Raw genomic sequence first — 398 nt, 5'->3', positions numbered from 1 at the left:
GCGGTTGACGACCCGATATTGGAACTTCAGGAGCTGGAGATGGGAGCAAGAGCGAGCGATGGAACAAAGATAGAGCAAATTGGTGCAAAACTTCCATGGATGACGGAACACCTTGAAAGGTTGGCGAACAACTTCAAGCAAAACATGGAGGACGTAAAAGTATTCATCAAAGACCCCGAGGCCTTGCTAGCAAGACACGACCGGATAGTCGTATTTGAGCGACAAGAGCAGTGTTATGACGAGAAAAAAACTGCACATTATAAACAGAGGGCATGTCACAGGAGCTACTGCATACAATGAGCTGAGGAGACATATATTGAAGGTTTTAAGCACCATGAAAACGATAAGGTAAATGGAGGGACTGAATTTGGAAAAGTTATCAAACAAAAACAACTGGA

General features: G+C 44.0%; 1 protein-coding gene. It reads left to right on the top strand.

Going from position 1 to position 398, the window contains the following annotated elements:
• On the top strand, positions 1 to 300 hold a 300-nt coding region (locus tag E3E28_RS10970; RefSeq protein ID WP_206203909.1), incomplete at its 5' end, for a hypothetical protein.
• Positions 301 to 398 lie beyond the last annotated feature (98 nt).

This window comes from Thermococcus sp. 21S9 (assembly GCF_012027635.1).
GTDB lineage: Archaea > Methanobacteriota_B > Thermococci > Thermococcales > Thermococcaceae > Thermococcus.
The sequence above is the reverse complement of the archived record's forward strand: the minus strand, read 5'-3'. Positions and strand labels throughout refer to the sequence as shown.